The sequence below is a fragment of the Dickeya fangzhongdai genome (assembly GCF_002812485.1).
Lineage (GTDB): Bacteria > Pseudomonadota > Gammaproteobacteria > Enterobacterales > Enterobacteriaceae > Dickeya > Dickeya fangzhongdai.
In genome coordinates, this window is the sequence record NZ_CP025003.1 from 4,580,076 (window position 1) to 4,597,126 (window position 17,051).

Annotated in this window: 14 protein-coding genes; 9 read left to right on the top strand and 5 right to left on the bottom strand. The window is 58.4% G+C overall.

Annotation, left to right across the window (positions count from 1 at the left end; all coding sequences use genetic code 11):
* Positions 1–172: 172 nt before the first annotated feature.
* The 4 genes from yrfG to pckA all read left to right on the top strand — a co-directional run bounded on the left by yrfG (position 173) and on the right by pckA (position 4,248).
* The gene (gene yrfG, locus CVE23_RS20570) at positions 173–877 is read left to right on the top strand and encodes a GMP/IMP nucleotidase (protein ID WP_100850245.1); all 705 of its coding nucleotides are present in this window, start codon (positions 173–175) and stop codon (positions 875–877) included.
* Entirely contained in the window at positions 874–1,287 is a 414-nt protein-coding gene (hslR, locus tag CVE23_RS20575) for a ribosome-associated heat shock protein Hsp15 (RefSeq protein ID WP_100850246.1), read from the top strand. Before yrfG ends, hslR begins: the two co-directional genes overlap by 4 nt.
* A gap of 173 nt (positions 1,288–1,460) precedes the next feature.
* Positions 1,461–2,333, top strand: coding sequence for an Hsp33 family molecular chaperone HslO (gene hslO / locus CVE23_RS20580; protein ID WP_038920442.1), 873 nt, complete (start codon positions 1,461–1,463; stop codon positions 2,331–2,333).
* Between the two features lie 295 nt (positions 2,334–2,628).
* A complete protein-coding gene (pckA, locus tag CVE23_RS20585; RefSeq protein WP_038664892.1) occupies positions 2,629–4,248 on the top strand; it encodes a phosphoenolpyruvate carboxykinase (ATP) in 1,620 nt (539 codons plus the stop codon).
* A gap of 95 nt (positions 4,249–4,343) precedes the next feature.
* On the opposite strand, the gene envZ is transcribed toward pckA, so the two are convergent.
* Positions 4,344–5,741 (bottom strand): two-component system sensor histidine kinase EnvZ, encoded by a 1,398-nt coding sequence (envZ, locus tag CVE23_RS20590; protein ID WP_038920443.1) that lies wholly within the window; start codon positions 5,739–5,741, stop codon positions 4,344–4,346.
* Positions 5,738–6,457, bottom strand: a complete 720-nt coding sequence (ompR, locus tag CVE23_RS20595; RefSeq protein WP_005969424.1) for an osmolarity response regulator transcription factor OmpR — start codon at positions 6,455–6,457, stop codon at positions 5,738–5,740. The genes envZ and ompR overlap by 4 nt, the downstream gene beginning before the upstream one ends.
* Before the next feature lie 270 nt (positions 6,458–6,727).
* Between ompR and greB the strand changes: the two genes are divergently transcribed.
* The 3 genes from greB to CVE23_RS20610 all read left to right on the top strand — a co-directional run bounded on the left by greB (position 6,728) and on the right by CVE23_RS20610 (position 11,626).
* The gene (gene greB / locus CVE23_RS20600) at positions 6,728–7,210 is read left to right on the top strand and encodes a transcription elongation factor GreB (RefSeq protein WP_038664885.1); all 483 of its coding nucleotides are present in this window, start codon (positions 6,728–6,730) and stop codon (positions 7,208–7,210) included.
* Between the two features lie 214 nt (positions 7,211–7,424).
* Complete coding sequence (gene olsF / locus CVE23_RS20605) at positions 7,425–9,134, top strand: bifunctional ornithine lipid synthase OlsF (protein WP_038920445.1); 1,710 nt, start codon at positions 7,425–7,427, stop codon at positions 9,132–9,134.
* A 152-nt stretch (positions 9,135–9,286) separates the two neighbouring features.
* A complete protein-coding gene (locus tag CVE23_RS20610; RefSeq protein WP_100850247.1) occupies positions 9,287–11,626 on the top strand; it encodes a Tex family protein in 2,340 nt (779 codons plus the stop codon).
* Between the two features lie 131 nt (positions 11,627–11,757).
* Here the strand turns inward: CVE23_RS20610 and CVE23_RS20615 are convergent, their stop codons facing one another.
* The gene (locus tag CVE23_RS20615) at positions 11,758–12,441 is read right to left on the bottom strand and encodes a hypothetical protein (RefSeq protein ID WP_049854234.1); all 684 of its coding nucleotides are present in this window, start codon (positions 12,439–12,441) and stop codon (positions 11,758–11,760) included.
* A 20-nt stretch (positions 12,442–12,461) separates the two neighbouring features.
* Positions 12,462–13,232, bottom strand: a complete 771-nt coding sequence (bioH, locus tag CVE23_RS20620) for a pimeloyl-ACP methyl ester esterase BioH (protein WP_049854235.1) — start codon at positions 13,230–13,232, stop codon at positions 12,462–12,464.
* A gap of 78 nt (positions 13,233–13,310) precedes the next feature.
* Here bioH and gntX point away from each other — a divergent pair, with 78 nt between their 5' ends.
* Both gntX and nfuA read left to right on the top strand, forming a co-directional pair.
* The gene (gntX, locus tag CVE23_RS20625) at positions 13,311–14,015 is read left to right on the top strand and encodes a DNA utilization protein GntX (protein WP_100850248.1); all 705 of its coding nucleotides are present in this window, start codon (positions 13,311–13,313) and stop codon (positions 14,013–14,015) included.
* 56 nt (positions 14,016–14,071) lie between these two features.
* On the top strand, positions 14,072–14,647 hold the full coding sequence (gene nfuA / locus CVE23_RS20630; RefSeq protein ID WP_033569397.1) for a Fe-S biogenesis protein NfuA: 576 nt from the start codon (positions 14,072–14,074) through the stop codon (positions 14,645–14,647).
* A gap of 232 nt (positions 14,648–14,879) precedes the next feature.
* Here the strand turns inward: nfuA and malQ are convergent, their stop codons facing one another.
* Positions 14,880–17,048: a 4-alpha-glucanotransferase gene (malQ, locus tag CVE23_RS20635; RefSeq protein ID WP_038920451.1), complete on the bottom strand. Its 2,169-nt coding sequence runs from the start codon at positions 17,046–17,048 to the stop codon at positions 14,880–14,882.
* Positions 17,049–17,051: the final 3 nt, after the last annotated feature.

Consider the following 17,051-nt stretch of genomic DNA (forward strand, 5'->3'; position numbering starts at 1 on the left):
CTTCGCTCCCAGGTCAACAGACTCCGCTCTCAGATAAGGTAACCGGCATAATCGACCGGTTACCTCAATCGACGAGTGCGATCGGCCGCGTTTAGCGGTTATGCTACGCTGATAACATCGACTGCCCCGCCTCCGGCCCAACCGGAAACGGGGCGTATGTCCCGGAGTGTGCATGAATCCCGAACTGAACTGGAATGAGATCGATACCGTCCTGCTGGATATGGACGGCACGCTGCTCGACCTGGCGTTTGACAGCTATTTTTGGCTGCAACTGGTGCCGGAATCCCTGAGCCGCCAGCGCAATATCAGCCTGGATCAGGCTCAACAATTGATCACGGCGGAATATCAGGCAGTGCGCCATACCCTGAACTGGTACTGCTTTGATTACTGGAGCGACCGGCTGGGGCTGGATATCTACCAAATGACCAGCGATATCGGCCACCGCGCCCGCCTGCGCGACGATACCACGCCGTTTCTGCATGCGCTGCGCGAAAGCGGCCGCCGGACTATTTTGCTGACCAACGCCCATCCGCACAGCCTGTCGGTCAAGATAGCCCACACCGGGCTCGATCGGCACCTTGATTTATTACTTTCCACCCATACTTATGGGTATCCCAAAGAAGATCAGCGGTTATGGCGATCCGTTCAGGCGGAAACCGGGTTTAACCCGGCGCGTACGCTGTTTGTGGATGACAGCGAACCCATACTGGATGCCGCCAGAACGTTTGGCATCCGTTATTGTCTGGGCGTCAGTAATCCTGACTCGACCAGCCGGCAGGAAAACCGTTTTCGGCAGCATCCGTCGATGAATGACTATCTGGCGTTGCTCCCGGGCATCCACCAGTCGGTTTTCGTCGGCAATCAGGAGTGTTCATGAGCAAAGACAGCCAGCATGACGATGACAATGCGGTCCGGTTGGACAAATGGCTGTGGGCGGCGCGTTTTTACAAAACCCGCTCACTGGCGCGCGCGATGATCGACGGCGGCAAAGTGCACTATAACGGCCAGCGCAGCAAACCCGGCAAGCTGGTGGAGCTGGATGCCGAAATCACGCTGCGTCAGGGCAACGACGCACGCACGGTGATTGTCCGCGCTATCAGCGCTCAACGGCGCACGGCGGCGCAAGCGCAGGCGCTGTATGAAGAAACGCAGCAGAGCATTGAAAAGCGGGAAAAACTGGCGCAGGCCAGAAAGCTCAATGCCCTGTCGATGCCGCACCCGGACCGGCGGCCGGATAAAAAAGAGCGCCGGGATTTAATCAAATTCAAATACAGTGACGCGGAATAAGAGCCTGGCCCACCAGGCGTTATTGGCGCAGCCAGTTTGGACACGGACAGCGCGGAGAACCCGGAGCGTACACCTAGTACGTGAGGATTTCGAGCACTGCCCAGGGCCAAAATGGCAAGTAAAATAGCCCCGGTGGGCCAGGCTCTAAGCCGTCATCACCACGAGAGAACATTATGGCCAATCATGACCAATTGCATCGTTATCTGTTCGAAAATCATGCCGTTCGCGGCGAACTGGTAACAGTAAGCGACACCTTCCAGCAGATGCTGGCCAATCACGACTACCCCGCGCCGGTAAAAAACCTGCTGGGTGAAATGCTGGTCGCCACCAGCCTGTTGACCGCCACGCTGAAATTCAGCGGCGATATCACCGTGCAGTTACAGGGCGACGGCCCGCTGAAACTGGCGGTGATCAACGGCAATCATCAACAGCAGATGCGCGGCGTCGCCCGCCTGCAGGGCGACATCGCCGCCGACAGCTCGCTGCACGACATGGTGGGCAACGGCTATCTGGTGATCACCATTACCCCGACCGAGGGCGAGCGCTATCAGGGCGTAGTGGGGCTGGACGGCGACAACGTGGCCGCCTGTCTGGAAAACTATTTCCAGCAGTCCGAGCAGTTGCCGACGCGCCTGTTCATCCGCACCGGCGAACACGATGGCCGCCAGTGCGCCGCCGGGATGCTGCTGCAGGTTCTGCCCGCGCAGCACGGCAACCGCGAAGACTTCGACCACCTGGCCCAGTTGACCGCCACCGTCAAGAGCGAGGAACTGTTCGGTCTGCCGGCCGACGAGGTGCTTTATCGTCTATACCATCAGGAAAACGTCACGCTGTATGAGCCGCAGCCGGTAGCGTTCCAATGCCACTGCTCGCGGGAACGCTGCGCCGACGCGCTGATGACCCTGTCGGCGGACGAGGTCAACGACATTCTGGCGCAGGACGGACAGATCGATATGCACTGCGACTACTGCGGCAGCCATTATCTGTTCAGCCCGCAGGATATTGCCGACCTTCGCCAGCCCGGCGCCGAGCCGACCCTGCACTGATTCCCCGTTTCAGCGGCCCGCCTGCGGGCCGTTTCTCTACTTTCACAACAACGTTCACAACAACAATACGACTCACAACGACGGTACCACTCACAACGACGGTACTACGAAAAAACCGCCCGTTATCTCACCCGGTCATTTCGCTTACACAACAACCGTTTGCTTACTTTTTCTTCACATGTATAAGCAAAGTTATTAATGAATTTATTTAATTTTTTGATTGTTATCGCGGTTAAAATAAGCTCACCTTCTAGACTTACTAACAGTACGACTATAACGATCTAGGAGTAGCAACATGCAGATAAAAGGCATTACGCCAGAAGCACTGACGGCTTATGGCATTCATGATGTCCGCGAAATTGTCTACAACCCAAGCTACGATTTACTTTTTACTGAAGAAACATCCCCTACCCTACAAGGTTATGAACGCGGTATCGAAACCCAGCTGGGCGCCGTTGCCGTTGATACCGGCATTTTCACCGGCCGTTCCCCGAAGGATAAGTACATCGTCCGCGACGATGTGACCCGCGACACCGTCTGGTGGTCCGATCAGGGCAAAGGCAAAAACGACAACCATCCGCTCAGCCAGGAAACCTGGCAACACCTGAAACAGCTGGTCACCAACCAGTTATCAGGCAAACGCGTGTTTGTCGTTGATGCTTTCTGCGGCGCCAACGCCGACACGCGCCTGAAGGTTCGTTTCATCACCGAAGTCGCCTGGCAGGCTCACTTCGTGAAAAACATGTTTATCCGTCCCAGCGATGAGGAGTTGCAGGGTTTCGAGCCGGATTTCATCGTGATGAACGGCGCGAAATGCACCAACCCGCAGTGGCAGGAACAGGGGCTGAACTCGGAAAACTTCGTGGCCTTCAACCTGACTGAGCGCATCCAGCTCATCGGCGGCACCTGGTACGGCGGCGAAATGAAGAAAGGTCTGTTCTCCATCATGAACTACCTGTTGCCGCTCAAAGGCATCGCCTCCATGCACTGCTCGGCCAACGTGGGTGAAAAAGGTGATGTGGCGGTGTTCTTCGGCCTGTCCGGCACCGGCAAAACCACGCTGTCCACCGACCCGAAACGGCAGTTGATCGGCGATGACGAACACGGCTGGGACGACGACGGCGTGTTCAACTTTGAAGGCGGCTGCTACGCGAAAACCATCAATCTGTCCGCTGCAGCGGAGCCGGATATTTATCACGCCATCCGCCGCGACGCGCTGCTGGAAAACGTGACCGTGCTGGCGGATGGCAGCGTGGATTTCAGCGACGGCTCAAAAACCGAAAACACCCGCGTGTCCTACCCGATCTATCACATCGATAACATCGTCAAGCCGGTTTCCAAAGCCGGGCACGCCACCAAGGTGATTTTCCTGACCGCCGATGCCTTCGGCGTGCTGCCGCCGGTTTCCCGACTGACCGCGGATCAGACCCAGTACCACTTCCTGTCCGGCTTTACCGCCAAACTGGCAGGCACCGAGCGCGGCGTGACTGAACCGACGCCAACCTTCTCCGCCTGCTTTGGCGCGGCGTTTCTGGCGCTGCACCCGACGCAGTACGCCGAAGTGCTGGTAAAACGCATGCAGGCGGCGGGCGCCAAAGCCTATCTGGTGAACACCGGCTGGAACGGCACCGGTAAGCGTATCTCCATCAAGGACACCCGCGGCATTATCGACGCGATCCTCAATGGCAGCATCGACGACGCCGAAACCCAGACGTTGCCGATCTTCGATCTGTCGATCCCGACCGCGCTGCCGGGCGTCGATCCGGCGATTCTGGATCCGCGCGACACCTACGCCTCCCCGGCGCAGTGGGAGGAGAAGGCGCACGATCTGGCACAGCGCTTTATCACCAATTTCGACAAGTACACCGACACTCCTGCCGGTGCGGCGCTGGTTTCCGCCGGGCCGAAGCAATAACGACGGCAACCCACCGACAGCAAAAAGGCGCGATGAACGCGCCTTTTTCTTTACCGTTTTCGTCGTTTTCCTGGCGGCATCCGCCGCCACTTTTTCTATTTCTTTCTGCCGCTTACAGGGGCCGATGCTCGCCGGTTGCCATCACGCGCCGGCGTTCCGCCGGATTGATTCGGGAAGGTTAACGGCAGGTAGGCTCTCACCCGCAGCCCGCCGCGCTCACTGGCGCCGACATCCAGCGATCCGTTGTGCGCATCAATGATACGCTGCACAATCGCCAACCCCAGACCGGTGCCGCTGGTGCTGCGGGCGCTATCGCCGCGCACAAACGGCTGGAACAGGTGCGCAAGCTGCGACGGGTCGATGCCGGGGCCGTCGTCCTCCACCTGGAACCAGGCGCGCTGCAACTCTCGGCCGCTGCTGACGCGAATCCAGCCGTTGCCGTAACGGGCCGCGTTCACCACCAGATTCGCCACCGCCCGCTTGATGGATAACGGGCTGACCTTCATTTGCAACTCGCCCTGAGCAAGTTCGCTGTCGATCTCGCGCTCGTAACCGCTTTCCGACGCCACCACCTCCCCCAGAATCGCGTTGAGGTCGGCCACTTCCATCTGCATTTCCTGACCGGTGCGCAGATAGTCGATGAACTGCTCAATGATGGCGTTGCACTCTTCGATATCCTTATTAATCGACTCCGCCAGGTATTCATCTTCCTGACCCATCATCTCCGTCGCCAGACGAATGCGGGTCAGCGGCGTGCGCAGGTCGTGGCTGACGCCGGCCATCAGCAGCGTGCGGTCATCCGCCAGCAGCTTGACCCCGGACGCCATCTGATTGAAAGCGCGCGTCACCGAACGTACTTCCGACGCGCCGTACTCGCGCAACGGCGGCGGAATAATGCCTTTCCCCACCTGAATGGCGGCGTGCTCCAGCTCCACCAGCGGTCGGTTCTGCACCCGGATAAATAGCCAGGCGCCGCCGATCACCAGCAGCATAATCGCCAGGGTATAACGGAACAGCGGCGAGAAGTCGCCCTGATGGATTTCCGTCAGCGGCACCCGCACCCAGATATCCGGCGACAACCAGGTTTTCAGCCACACCACCGGGGTATTCTTGCTCACTTCCACCCGCACTTCGGTCGGCCCGCCCAGTTGCTGCGCCATCTGCTGACTCAGAAACTTGTAGTGTTGCGCCCAGCGCAGCCCGCTCTCCTCCGCCGCGGCGTTGGTGTAGAGCGAGATGCCCAGTTCGCGGTAAATCTCACGCCGGAACGCGGGGGGCACGTCCAGCGTGGAACCGTCTTCCAGTTGCAGCTTGTCGGTCATCAACATTCTGACCTCGTAGGCCAGAACCTTGTTGAACTGCTGCAGACTGGGCAGAATCGCGAAGTTAAGCACCACCAGATAGGTGGTGACAAGACTGACGAACAGCAGAGTAACAATCAGCAACAGCGTACGGGCGAAGGCGCTGCGCGGAGAGAAGCGCCATCGAATCATGCTTTACTGCCGTCCGGCACAAACACGTAGCCCAGTCCCCACACGGTCTGGATATAACGCGGGTGTGCCGGGTCTTCCTCTACCATGCGGCGCAGACGGGAAATCTGCACATCAATCGAACGTTCCATCGCGCTGTACTCACGGCCGCGGGCCAGGTTCATCAGTTTGTCGCGAGACAGCGGCTCGCGCGGATGGCTGACCAGCGCCTTGAGTACGGCGAACTCGCCGCTGGTCAGCGGCATCGGCTCGTCGTCGCGGAACATTTCGCGGGTGCCCAGATTCAGTTTGAACTTGCCGAACGCGATAATCGCTTCTTCCTGCGACGGCGCGCCCGGCAGTTCGTTGGCCTGACGGCGCAGAACCGCACGGATACGAGCCAGCAGTTCGCGCGGGTTAAACGGTTTAGGAATGTAGTCGTCCGCACCGATTTCCAGACCCACGATCCTGTCCACTTCTTCGCCTTTCGCCGTCACCATAATGATCGGCATCGGGTTACTTTGGCTGCGCAGACGGCGACAGATGGACAGGCCATCTTCCCCCGGCAACATCAGGTCCAGCACCATCAGATGGAAGGACTCGCGCGTTAGCAGGCGATCCATCTGTTCGGCGTTAGCGACGCTACGGACCTGAAAACCCTGTTCGGTCAGATAGCGTTCCAGCAACGCACGCAGGCGCATATCGTCATCCACAACCAGAATTTTATAATTCTCTTGCATCTCTCTTCTCCAAAGACGTGATAGCCGCCAGCGCTTGGCTTTATTACGAAACACAATCTGATATTGTTCAGAAACCGGCAATGAACTGACAGTCGTTTCTGGTATATATTCTAGGCAAAATTGTTACAAAGGATATAAAAATACGTTGTAATCAAGCCGTTCCCATCACCGGGCACTGCAAATCACGCCACAAATGACGATTTATCCGCTATGTTATCTCACAGCCAACGATTATAACGATTTTATGATCCTCACATTTCAGAAAAGCGTATGAAAACCGATCTGATCACGCGCGAAGGCTATGAAGCCCTGCATCAGGAACTCAACTATCTGTGGAAGGAACGCCGCCCGGAAATCACGGAGAAGGTAGCCTGGGCCGCCAGCCTGGGCGATCGCAGCGAAAACGCCGATTATCTCTACAACAAACGCCTGCTGCGCGAAATCGACCGCCGGGTGCGCTATCTGCGCAAACGCCTGCAGGTAGTGCGCGTGGTGGATTACTCCCCCCAGCAAGACGGCAAGGTGTTTTTCGGTGCCTGGGTCGAGGTGGAAAACGAAGACGGCGACGTGAAACGCTTTCGGATCGTCGGGCCGGATGAAATTTACGGCCGCAAGGATTACATCTCAATCGACGCCCCAATGGCGCGCGCGCTGCTGAAAAAAGCGGTGGATGAAGAAGCGGTGGTTAATACGCCAACCGGCCCAAAGGTCTGGTACGTCAATAAAATCGACTATCGCAACCCTATCGATTGACCGGCTCAAGCTCCGTCATACCGGCGGGCGTTTTGCCGATCACGCTCGCCGTGTTCGCCATGTCGGCTTCCAAATATCAAAATACATTGCTATTAGTCATTCTTATTCTTTTTTTGACATATGGGTTCTTACCTTCACATATTTGTTCTCACTTTGACATAAAGATGTCATTTCCCTCCCTTACCGTGGCATCGGTGATTATGGAGGGCCGTTTATGTTTAGCCTGGATAACCTATTACAAGAGCTTGCTCCGCATCGTTCCACTCCGACCTGGCAGCGTTCACTGTTGCGTAGTCTGTTGTTCGAGAATGAATTCCAGCAATTTGCCCAGCGTTACCCCCACCTCAAAGGACTGGATTTGGTGGAACAGGTTCTGGATTACTTCAGCCTTAATTGTGAAATGGTGGAAGGCGATCTGGAAAACATCCCCAGTCATGGACCGGTGGTACTGGTCGCCAACCACCCGATCGGTTCGCTGGACGGCCTGGCGTTGCTACGTACCGTCGCCAGCGTGCGTCCGGATGTGCGTATCGTCGCCAGCCAATTACTTTCCTATATCGAGCCCCTGAAAAACCTGTTTTTTTCGGTGGATAACTTTAGCAACCGCACCCGGCGTCATCAGCTCGCCGCCATTCAGGAACATCTGGCCGGCGATGGCGCGATCATCATGTTCCCCGCCGGCGAAGTCTCCCGCATGAGCCTGAAAGGCATCCGGGACGGCCACTGGCATAACGGCTTTATCCGCATGGCGGCCAAAGCGCGCGCGCCGATTGTGCCGATTCACATCAGCGGACGTAACAGCAATCTGTTCTACCTGTCGTCGCTGATTTATCGCCCGCTGTCCACCCTGTTGCTGGTGCGGGAAATGTTCCGCCAGCACGGCAACCGGCTGCGCTTTCGCATCGGCGCGCAGATCCCTTACTCGACCTGGAGCCAGGGCGAATGGCAGCCCAACGATCTGGCCGCCCGCTTCCGCCGCCATGTCTACCGCCTGGGGCAAGGCAAACCCGGCTGTTTTAACGGCGACAAGCCGATTGCGCTGCCGGAAGAGCGCACGCTGCTGAAACGGGCGCTGGAAACCTGCGAAGCACTCGGCACCACGCCGGACGGTAAAAAAATCTACCTCTATCGTCGCGGCAGCGAAGATTACGTTCCTATCTTGCGTGAGTTGGGACGTCTGCGCGAAATCGCCTTTCGCGCCGTCGGCGAAGGCTCCGGCAAACGTCGCGATCTCGACAGCTTCGACGACGATTACCTGCATCTGGTGTTATGGGACGACCGCGAACTGGAAATCGTCGGCGCCTATCGGTTTGCGCCGACGGCGCGCCTGCTGGCGGAAAAAGACATCAGCGGTCTGTACAGTCATAGCCTGTTTCAGTACGGCGAAGAGATGGCCCCGGTGCTGGCCAGCGGAATTGAGCTGGGCCGCAGCTTTATTCAGCCCAAATACTGGGGCAAGCGCGGCCTGGACTACCTGTGGCTGGGCATCGGCGCGTATCTGGCGCGCTACCCGGAGTACCGCTATCTGTTCGGCCCGGTTTCCTTGTCCGGTTCCTTGCCTTCGCCGGCGCGCGATCTGCTGATTGCGTTCTACCGGTTGCACTTCGCACCCAGCCAGGCGCTGGCCCGTTCGCGTCGGCCCTACCCGGCCTCGCTGCCGGAAGTGCTCAGGCAATTCGAAGGCGACGACTATCAACAGGATTTGACGCGCCTCAAAAGTATGCTCAGCAACATGGGATGCTCCATTCCCACGCTGTATAAGCAGTACTCGGAGCTGTGCGAGCCGGGCGGCGTGCAGTTTATCGACTTCGGCGTCGACCCGGATTTCAACAACTGCGTTGATGGTCTGGTGCTGGTGGATTTACAGCAGTTGAAAGCCTCTCGTCATCAGCGCTACATCGCGCCGTTCTGCAACGAGGCATAATACTCTGGCGGTACCGGCGCCGGCCGGGCCGCTGCAAACCCTCCGTTTGTCTGACTGGCATTTTGCGCCGTCAATCCGTATAACTGTCCCCCAGTCATTTATCCTTTCAACGTTCATTATCTCGCTAATAAAACTATCTTGCTGATAACACTATGACGAATGCATTAAGCCAGATTATTGCCAGCGAACTGCAGGCACGAACCGAACAGGTCAGTGCGGCCATTCAACTGCTGGATGAAGGCAACACGGTGCCTTTTATCGCCCGTTACCGTAAAGAAGTCACCGGCGGGCTGGATGATACCCAGTTGCGCCAGTTGGAAAGCCGTCTGTCTTACCTGCGCGAGCTGGAAGAACGCCGCCAGACCATCCTCAAATCCATTGAGGAACAGGGCAAGCTGACCGACGCGCTGGCGGCGTCGATCAACACCACGCTCAGCAAGACCGAGCTGGAAGACCTCTACCTGCCTTACAAGCCCAAACGCCGCACGCGCGGGCAAATCGCCATCGAAGCCGGGCTGGAACCGCTGGCGGACAGCCTGTGGAACGACCCGAGCCAGACGCCGGAACACGTGGCCGACGCTTACGTCAATGCCGATAACGGCGTGGCCGACGTCAAGGCCGCGCTGGATGGCGCGCGCTATATTCTGATGGAGCGTTTCGCCGAAGACGCTGCGCTGCTGGCTAAGGTGCGTGATTACCTGTGGAAAAACGCCCATCTGGTGTCCCGCGTGGTGGAAGGCAAAGAGGAAGACGGCGCGAAATTCCGCGACTACTTCGACCATCACGAACCGCTGTCGCAGGTGCCGTCGCACCGGGCGCTGGCGATGTTCCGCGGCCGTAACGAAGGCGTATTGCAACTGTCGCTTAACGCCGATCCGCAGTTTGACGAACCGCCGAAAGAGAGCCACTGCGAGCAAATCATCGTCGACCATCTGGGATTGCGTCTCGGTAACGCGCCGGCGGACAGCTGGCGGCGCGCGGTGGTGAACTGGACCTGGCGCATCAAAGTGCTGCTGCATCTGGAAACCGAGCTGATGGGCAGCGTGCGTGAAAAAGCCGAAGATGAAGCCATCAACGTGTTTGCCCGCAACCTGCACGACCTGCTGATGGCGGCGCCCGCCGGCATGCGCGCGACGATGGGGCTGGACCCGGGCCTGCGTACCGGCGTGAAAGTGGCGGTGGTGGACGCCACCGGCAAACTGGTGGCGACCGACACCATCTATCCGCACACCGGTCAGACCGCCAAAGCCGCTACCGTGGTAGCAGCGCTGTGCATCAAGCATCAGGTGGAGCTGGTCGCCATCGGCAACGGCACCGCCTCGCGTGAAACCGAGCGTTTCTTCCTCGATACCCAGAAACAGTTCCCAGACGTGAAAGCCCAGAAGGTGATCGTCAGCGAAGCGGGCGCGTCGGTGTATTCCGCCTCCGAACTGGCGGCGCTGGAATTCCCGGATCTGGACGTGTCGCTGCGCGGCGCGGTGTCCATCGCCCGCCGCCTGCAGGACCCGCTGTCCGAGCTGGTCAAGATCGACCCCAAATCCATCGGCGTCGGCCAGTACCAGCATGACGTCAGCCAGACTCAACTGGCGAAGAAACTGGACGCGGTGGTGGAAGACTGCGTGAACGCCGTCGGCGTCGACCTCAACACCGCGTCGGTAGCACTGTTGACCCGCGTGGCCGGCCTCACCCGGCTGATGGCGCAAAACATCGTCAGCTGGCGCGACGAAAACGGGCGCTTCAACAACCGCGACCAACTACTGAAAGTCAGCCGCCTTGGTCCGAAAGCCTTTGAGCAGTGCGCCGGCTTCCTGCGTATCAACCACGGCGACAACCCGCTTGACGCCTCCACCGTCCACCCGGAAGCCTACCCGGTGGTGGAGCGCATTCTGGCCGCCACCGAGCAGAAACTGCAGGACCTGATGGGCAATTCCAGCGCGTTGCGCACCCTGAAACCGGTCAGCTTTACCGACGATCGCTTCGGGGTGCCTACCGTCACCGACATCATCAAAGAGCTGGAAAAACCGGGGCGCGACCCGCGGCCTGAATTCAAGACCGCCAGCTTCGCCGACGGGGTGGAAACCCTCAACGACCTGATGCCGGGCATGATTCTGGAAGGCGCCGTCACCAACGTCACCAACTTCGGCGCGTTTGTGGATATCGGCGTACATCAGGACGGGCTGGTGCACATCTCCTCACTGTCGGCTCGCTTCGTAGAAGACCCGCATCAGGTGGTGAAAGCCGGCGACATCGTCAAGGTGAAGGTGCTGGAAGTGGACCTGCAACGCAAGCGCATCGCGCTGACCATGCGGCTGGACGAACAACCGGGCGAGGGCAACAGCCGCCGCGGCGGTAGCGGACGCGAGCGCGACAACGGCAATAATGCGTCGCGCCCATCGCAAGCAGGGAACAAGGCCCGCCCGCGCCAGAGCAGCACGCCGGCAGGCAACAGCGCCATGAGCGACGCGCTGGCGGCGGCGTTTAAGAAACGGTGATAAAGACCCTGTCGATCACACTGCACCCGCTTCCCCAAAGGATCCGGGTGCAGTATTTAAAGGCACAGCAGGCGACAACCTGAAAATAGCTGTCTCTCAGAAAATCTGACGTCTATCAGGAAACAGAAAGGTTATTGGCTCGTTTTCTTATTCAATACACTCTCTAATACCGAGTTTATCTGTTCGCGCACCGCCGCTGTTTTAACCTTACCTTGCCCGGCATAATGAATAGTGGGATGGGAATAACGATTTATTTCCCTGGCAATATCCAGCATAGGGTGACCGTATCGACGTCCCCGCGTACTTTCGCTTTCCAATGAGATCACCCTTGAAATAACATCGATGGTCGAATCAAGCATGATATGGATCTGCATATTGGTATCTGGAAATAAGCGGTGCACTTTCTCTAATACAGTTTGCTCAGCTTCTGCCAAAAGCGACGAATCAATAACGTAGTTAGAGACTAATTGAACCGTCAACCGTTTGACCATCTTGTTAAAATTAGAAAAGATAACACCATCAGCACACACTAAAGGTAAATGGTCTAAAAATGAGAAATAGTGATTCGCATCATACTCAAGTATCGAGCCATACCTTTGTTTGGTATGTTCGGTGTAAGCATAAATATCTTTTTTAGGCCCCCTGACTTTCGATTCTGAAATGACTAAATGCTTTTCTTCAGGGTCATATGCCAATACATCGATATCGCTCCAGCCACCGTGCGTTGTTTGATAGGCAAACCTTACCCTGGTCCAGAATCCTTTTAATATCCATTCAGATTCAACAATCGACTCAGACACCATTGCTTCAGACATTATTGTTCCTTGTCACATTCTCATTTTGCCTGAGTAAAATTCACCACATGCTCCACAAACGCTTCCGGGTGGGAAATAAACGGCGCGTGGGCGGCTTTCGGTATTACCACGGAAGTGGAGTGCGGGTACCGTTCGTCCATCAGCGCGGCGACCTTGCGCGGCACCAGCCCGTCCAACGCGCCGTACAGACGCAGGAACGGTACGGTCAGCGCACTCAGCGGTTCACGCAGATCGGCGTGGCGCAAGATATCCAACCCGGCGTTCAGCACTTCGGTAGTCGGCGCCGGTTGACCGGACAGCGCCACTTTCAACAAGCGGGCGTCTTTTCTGGCGTTTTCGGTACCCAGCGTCTGCAACGCCAGAAAGCGCTCGATGGTGCCGAGGAAATCTTCGCTCAGCATTTGCTGGAAACCGGACAACACCTGCGGACGGATGCCCGGCCAGTCGTCGCGCGCTTCAAAGCACGGGGACGACGCCAGCGTAATCAGCGCATTAACCCGTTCCGGCGCGCTCAGCGCCGCCTGACTGGCCACCAGCCCGCCCAGCGACCAGCCCAGCCACACCGCCCGCTGCGGCGCCTGCGCCAACACCTGCTGCGCCATGTCGGCAAGCGACATCACCCCAAATCCCTGACTCTGACCATAACCCGGCAGGTCCACCCGATGCAGCCTGAAATGCGGGGCCAGTCGCACGACGATGTTGTTCCATACCTGCGAATTCATTCCCCAGCCATGCAGCATCACAAGTTCGCATGTTCCTTCCCCTTCCGTTTGCCAGTGCAGTGCTTCCATGAGTTATGTTGTCCTCCGTCAGAAATGGAATGGTTCAGGCCACGCCGCCCGGCATGCCTGATTACTCAGGGAAATGCGATGTTGACGATCATGGCACAGTGCTGGCTCTGCCAGCAGCCGCTCTATCATAGTCATCACGGGATTTGCAGTCACTGCCGCCGTCACCTGCTGCTGCCGGTCACCAGCTGTCCGCGCTGCGGCCTGCCTTCGGCATCCGACGTCCTGCCGTGCGGACGGTGCCTGCAACAGCCGCCGCCGTGGCAGTCGTTGCTGTTTGTCAGCGATTATCGGCCGCCGCTGAGCACGCTGCTCAAACGCGTCAAATTTCAGGGGCGCACCGAGCTGGCGCCGGCGTTGGCGCGGTTGATGCTGCTGCAATGGCTGGCGCGCCGCCGGGATACCGCCCGGAGCCTGCCCGCCGCGTATCCGCGGCCTGACGCCATCGTCACCGTTCCTCTGCACCGACGGCGTCACTGGCGGCGCGGCTTCAACCAGACCGACCTGCTCGCACGCCTGCTGGCGTGCTGGTTGGGCTGCGCGTATCACCCCGCCGCGCTGGTCCGCGTGCGTTCTACCGTTCCTCAGCAGACGTTGGGCGCACGTTCCCGTCGCCGCAACCTGCGCGGCGCGTTCGAGTGTCGGCATGACGTCGACGGCAAACGGTTAGTGTTGCTGGACGATGTGGTGACCACCGGCAGCACCGCGGCGGAAGTCAGCCGGGTATTATGCAATGCCGGCGCGCGGCAGGTTCAGGTGTGGTGTCTATGCCGCACCTTGTCGTAACCGCCGGGATGGGCGTATTATAACCAACTGGCGTAGTCAACTATTGAGTTAACATTATGATTCGTATTACCGACGCTGCTCAGGAGCACTTTGCCAAGCTGCTGGCAAAACAGGAGGAAGGCACCCAGATCCGTGTCTTCGTCATCAATCCCGGTACCCCTAACGCCGAGTGCGGGGTGTCCTACTGCCCGCCCGATGCCGTCGAGCCGAACGATACCGAGCTGAAGTTCGAGAAACTGTCCGCCTACGTGGATGAACTCAGCACGCCGTATCTGGAAGACGCCGAAATCGACTTCGTGACCGACCAGTTAGGCTCCCAGCTGACGTTAAAAGCGCCGAACGCCAAGATGCGCAAAGTCGGCGACGACGCTCCGCTGATGGAGCGTGTGGAGTATGTGCTGCAATCCCAGATCAACCCGCAGCTGGCCGGTCATGGCGGCCGCGTCACGCTGATGGAAATCACTGAGGAAGGTTACGCCATTCTGCAGTTCGGCGGCGGCTGCAACGGCTGTTCCATGGTGGATTACACCCTGAAGGAAGGCATCGAAAAAGAGCTGTTGCAGAAATTCCCGGAACTGAAAGGGGTGCGTGACCTCACCGAGCATCAGCGCGGCGAACACTCCTACTATTGATAGGATGCCGTTCTGACAGTTGATAGAATGCCGTTCTGACAGGATGTCGCTCTGATGGGATGGTCATTCCAATCAGATGCCATGATACGACGTAGTGCTGATTGGTAGTGCTGATCGGTAGTGCTGATCGGATACGATGCTGACGATCGGCCCCATCGAGCCGGTTTTGATTATCACGGGCGGCCAGTCATCTGGTCGCCCGTCGTTTTTCCCGATGCCGTTTACTCGCCACTCAGGCTTTTTTCGTTGCTTTCTTTTTTGTCTCTTCCTTTTTTGTCTCTTCCGGCTTCTCGTTATCTGCCGGTTTCGCCGTCTTTCTGGTCCGCGACGGTACCGGCCCGCCACGACGCAAATCGATATCCCGAATCAACCGTTCCAGATAGCGGTCGGTAAAAATGGAATCCAGCGAACGGCTCAGCTTGCGCCGCCAGTTGGGGTATTCCTGATGGGTGCCCGGCACATTCACCGGCGTCGCCATGTCCAGCCAGTCTTCAAGCTGCAATCCCAGCAGCGCGCTGGCGCTGTCGGCCAGATAACGCTGCACTCCGCGGTTAAGCTGGGCGCTCATGGTCGTGAGCGATGCATTGCGCCCAACCCGCTGCGGCAGCAGTCCCTGCTCATGCAGGGCGTCAAGCAGCCCCTGCTTGGCGCTTTCCCGCGCGTCGTGCTGCTGTTGCAGCAATGCGTCGGTGGGATACAACCCGAGATCCTTGCCCAGCGTCAGATCGACGCCCTGCCAGTAGCCACGTAACGTCGCCAGGTCATGGGTGGTGATGGTAGCCATTGAGCGGGGCGGATACTCGTCCGGCGCGCGAAAACGATCGTGCTGATCCTTTTCAAAAAACAGCACCTTATAGGAGTAGACGCTGTTGTCGCGCAGTTTGTTGACGATCTCTTCCGGCACCGTCCCCAGATCCTCGCCGATCACCAGGCAGCGATGGCGATGGCTTTCCAGCGCCAGGATCCCCAGCAGGTCATCCACCGGATAAAGCACATAAGCGCCGTGGGTAGCGGTGCTACCGCTCAGAATCCACCACAGCCGCAGCAGCCCCATCACATGGTCGATACGCAGCGCGCCGCTGTGCGCCATATTGCTGCGCAGCAAATCGATAAACGGCTGATAGTCGCGCTGGCGCAGCAGAATCGGGTGCATCGGCGTCAGGTTCCAGTTCTGTCCGCCCGGCCCCAGCGGGTCCGGCGGCGCGCCTAGCGTCACCGACATGCAGTGCAATTGCTGATCGCCCCAGGTATCCACGCCGCCCTGCGCCACCCCTACAGCCAGATCGCGATACAGACCGATCGGCATGCCCAGTTGTTTGCTGTGGGAAAAACAGGTCGCCAGCTGTTCATGCGCCAGCCACTGCAGCCAGCAATAAAACTGCACATCATCGGCGTGTTCCTGCCGGAATCGCAGCGAGGCGTCGCTACGCGCGTCATGATATTCCCACGGCCACTGCAACCAGTCGGCGGCCGGCTCGCCCTGCTTCTTCCGCCACGCCTGCAACGCGTCGTAAGTCGCCTGCTGCAACAGGCTTTCATCGTGGGTTTTCAGAAATTGCTGGAAGGCGGTTTTGCGCGGGTCCAGCGCGTTGCGGCGATTAAAATGGTTGAACGCCAGCCGCAGCGCCGTCAGTTTCAGGCTGGTGACCGCGGCGTAATCCACCCATCGGCTGGCGCGGGCGGCTGTCAGCCGTCGCTGAACATCGTCCTGCTTCCACCACTCGCAGGCGGCGTCGCTCTGATGAAAATCATCCACCTGATTCACATCGATATAGATAATATTCAGCCAGTTGCGCGATGACGGGCTGTACGGGCTGGCGGCTTCCGGCTCGGCCGGATAAAGCGCGTGCAATGGATTAAGGCCGACAAAGGCGCCGCCCCGGCGCGCTACCTGCTCCACCAGCGTTTTCAGGTCGCCGAAATCGCCGATCCCCCAGTTATCCGACGAACGCAGGGTATAAAGCTGCACCGTGACGCCCCACCAGCGTTTTCCCTGCGTCAGCGGTTCCGGCTCGTAACACCGCGCCGGCGCCACAATCACCCGGCATGACCACTGCTGTTCGCCCTGCGTCAGAATAAGTTGGTGGTAGCCGAGCGGCAGGTTGTCCGGCAACGCCAGCGCCGCCTGCCCGGCCGAACGCCCTTCGATAATGCCGCCTTTCTCATAGGTGAGCGTCCAGCCATACTCGCCTTCATCGCGCAGGGGCAACCTATGCGGTTGCCCCTGACGGAACACGCACACCGAAGGCAACGGCGCTACTGTCGGAGCCGCCACATCAAGCAGTTGCAGCAGTTTCTCGCGGGTTTCCTGGTCTATCGCCTGTTCATTACCGTAAGCATCTTTATAGGTATCAGCGATCCCCGGATGTTGGGGTACAGATTTTTTTGCTTTCAACGCCATGGT

Coding starts and splice junctions, on each gene's coding strand:
- yrfG (WP_100850245.1), top strand. CDS start 173: ATGAATCCCGAACTGAACTGGAATGAGATCGATACCGTCCTGCTGGAT.
- hslR (WP_100850246.1), top strand. CDS start 874: ATGAGCAAAGACAGCCAGCATGACGATGACAATGCGGTCCGGTTGGAC.
- hslO (WP_038920442.1), top strand. CDS start 1,461: ATGGCCAATCATGACCAATTGCATCGTTATCTGTTCGAAAATCATGCC.
- pckA (WP_038664892.1), top strand. CDS start 2,629: ATGCAGATAAAAGGCATTACGCCAGAAGCACTGACGGCTTATGGCATT.
- envZ (WP_038920443.1), bottom strand. CDS start 5,741: ATGATTCGATGGCGCTTCTCTCCGCGCAGCGCCTTCGCCCGTACGCTG.
- ompR (WP_005969424.1), bottom strand. CDS start 6,457: ATGCAAGAGAATTATAAAATTCTGGTTGTGGATGACGATATGCGCCTG.
- greB (WP_038664885.1), top strand. CDS start 6,728: ATGAAAACCGATCTGATCACGCGCGAAGGCTATGAAGCCCTGCATCAG.
- olsF (WP_038920445.1), top strand. CDS start 7,425: ATGTTTAGCCTGGATAACCTATTACAAGAGCTTGCTCCGCATCGTTCC.
- CVE23_RS20610 (WP_100850247.1), top strand. CDS start 9,287: ATGACGAATGCATTAAGCCAGATTATTGCCAGCGAACTGCAGGCACGA.
- CVE23_RS20615 (WP_049854234.1), bottom strand. CDS start 12,441: ATGTCTGAAGCAATGGTGTCTGAGTCGATTGTTGAATCTGAATGGATA.
- bioH (WP_049854235.1), bottom strand. CDS start 13,232: ATGGAAGCACTGCACTGGCAAACGGAAGGGGAAGGAACATGCGAACTT.
- gntX (WP_100850248.1), top strand. CDS start 13,311: ATGTTGACGATCATGGCACAGTGCTGGCTCTGCCAGCAGCCGCTCTAT.
- nfuA (WP_033569397.1), top strand. CDS start 14,072: ATGATTCGTATTACCGACGCTGCTCAGGAGCACTTTGCCAAGCTGCTG.
- malQ (WP_038920451.1), bottom strand. CDS start 17,048: ATGGCGTTGAAAGCAAAAAAATCTGTACCCCAACATCCGGGGATCGCT.